3 protein-coding genes are annotated in these 2,428 nt (G+C 33.7%); all 3 read left to right on the forward strand.

Going from position 1 to position 2,428, the window contains the following annotated elements; all coding sequences use genetic code 11:
• The coding region (locus tag Q0977_RS18160) for an enolase C-terminal domain-like protein (protein ID WP_299516596.1) at window positions 1-441 on the forward strand (441 nt) is incomplete at its 5' end.
• A 16-nt stretch (window positions 442-457) separates the two neighbouring features.
• Window positions 458-952 carry a hypothetical protein gene (locus Q0977_RS18165; protein WP_299516598.1) on the forward strand — a complete coding sequence of 165 codons (495 nt, stop codon included), beginning with the start codon at window positions 458-460 and terminating at the stop codon, window positions 950-952.
• 748 nt (window positions 953-1,700) lie between these two features.
• Window positions 1,701-2,264 carry a transposase gene (locus Q0977_RS18170; RefSeq protein ID WP_299516600.1) on the forward strand — a complete coding sequence of 188 codons (564 nt, stop codon included), beginning with the start codon at window positions 1,701-1,703 and terminating at the stop codon, window positions 2,262-2,264.
• Window positions 2,265-2,428 lie beyond the last annotated feature (164 nt).

Genomic DNA, 2,428 nt, shown 5'->3' on the forward strand with positions numbered 1-2,428 from the left:
TTGTATACTAGATGGCAATTTAAAAATATTTTCCAACAGGGGGCAATTGACATAGTTCAACCCGATGTTGCCTTATGTGGAGGAATTTTGGAAACAAGAAAAATTGCTGCTATGGCAGAAGCATATGATATAGCAGTTGCACCACATGCACCTTATGGACCAATTGCATTAGCCGCCACATTACAGGTAGATTCTTGTACGCCAAATGTATTTATTCAAGAACAAAGTCTAGGAATTCATTATAATAAAGGATTTGACTTATTGGATTTTGTGAAAAATAAAGAAATTTTTCAATATAAAGATGGTTTTGTTGATCTGCCATCTAAACCAGGATTGGGTTTAGAAATGGATGAAGATCGGGTGAAAGAGATTTCACAAGAAGGATTAGTATGGACAAATCCAAAATGGAAAAACTATGATGGAACAATAGCTGAATGGTAATGAGAGGATGTAAGAAATGACTGAAGCGTTAATTATATGTGGTTTTTTATTTGTTCTGATGGTTATTCAGATAAAAGAGCAAATGCAAATAAAAATTAAAGCGAAAACAAGTACATTCAGAAGATTACTTTCCTTTGGATTAGCTATCTTGCTACTGTATATATTTTGGCAACCAAATCTTGCAAATCAGTTGAAACTAGTTGCTTTTTCAATGATGATTTTAATATCGGGTTTTGGGAATGAAGGACTGGCAACTGATCACTTGGTTAAGTTGGGTATCATATCAGAAGCGTATACTGATTATGAGTTCATTCAAATTGAAAAAATACCTAATCAATCAAGTTTTGTAACATTCCATAAGACTAAGAATAGTCATTTTTCTATGTTTTATGATGAAAAAAACCAGGAATTGATAAACTACTTCGAGAAGCTAGGCCTAGAAGAAAAATTAATTATTGGAGAAATGCCTGATACAATTTATCAGATCTCTATTAAACAGAAGAAAGCCTAGGATTCTTAAAATATGAAATCAATGGTATGCTAAGATTTTTATTTTCTGTAAACTACTATTATTTTAATAAAGTCATTCTTAGATTGATTCTCAAAAGATGAGTTAGCGATGCTACTCTTTATCAAATAACTAATTAAGTTTTGAAAAAGTGAATGCTAAACAGGCTCATATATTCAGGGATATTCGAAAAGAAAGCAAAATCTATTATGCAACAGTCAACAGTAAGCTGGTTCCGATAATAAATCGGTACCAGCTTATTCAAATTATACGGTTAATCCATATCTAAAATGACACTTCGTCAAATCGGACTGATAAATGCACCAACGAATATCGAAAAAGGAAGAAAACTCCATAAGCGCTCAGTAGAATAGTACCTGTATGCCAAACTTTCTAACTCCTAGTATTAGGGGTTGGGCTATTTGGTGTACAGGCTCTATTATTTTATTGGTCGCTCACAAAAGACAGGCAATACAGCATAATTAAAGAGTAAAAAAATACCGCTTATATTGTTTCTAGATTTCATTGAAACAAGTTGTACTTTATTTTAAGAAAACGCAATCATATACTTTAGTCATAGAGAATGAGGTGAAGATGATGAGAAAAAGAAGTATTGAAATAATCAATAAACTTATTTTAAGTAGTGAACCTATATCATTGGAATTTTTCTTGTCAACGGCACCTTTAAAATGTAGGAAAGGGGGTGTGGACATAATCCTGGACCAAAAATGAACTCAGGAGGAATGCCCGTATGTTTTCCCACGAAGAACGTGTAAAAGCAATTCAGTTATTTTTAAAGTACGATTGTTCCTATGCAGCTACCATTCATGAATTAGGCTATCCGTCAGTTGGCGCACTTCGCAAATGGTACAAGGAATATTTGATATCTGGAGAGCTTCATTCGGATTACCAAAAAAAATCAAAGTATTCTGAAGAACAAAAACAAATAGCTGTGAATCATTATTTTGAATATGGACAGTGCTATGCAAGGACGATTCGACTGCTTGGTTACCCTAATCGAGAGTCTTTACGGCAATGGTGTGAAGAACTAGCGCCCGGGGCTAGAAAACTTAGGAAAAGTGCGGTACAGTTAAACCAAGATCAAAAAGATGACGTGTTGAGAAAGTTTTACAAACCTCGAACCAATAGAAAAAAGTTAGCTAAAGACGAAGGCATCAGTCGAGGATCGCTTTACCAATGGAAAAAAACGTTTCTTGGAAAGGATTTACCATTGCGCATGACTTCAAAAAATCAAGGAAAACAAAAAGAGTTACTTTTAAAAGAAGTGGAAGAATTACAAAAACAAGTACACTAATTACAACTCGAAAAAGCATTGCTAGAGGGAGCTGCTTCAACAACTTAAGTTGTCTAAAAGTAGCTATTTTTATCAAAAAATGGCACGTGAGAAACCAGATAAATATGTTGAAGAACGTCAATTGATCATGACTATTTTCAACAGTAACTTCTGTGCTTATGGTT

Origin of the sequence: uncultured Rummeliibacillus sp., from assembly GCF_934216135.1 — a bacterium.
GTDB lineage: Bacteria > Bacillota > Bacilli > Bacillales_A > Planococcaceae > Rummeliibacillus.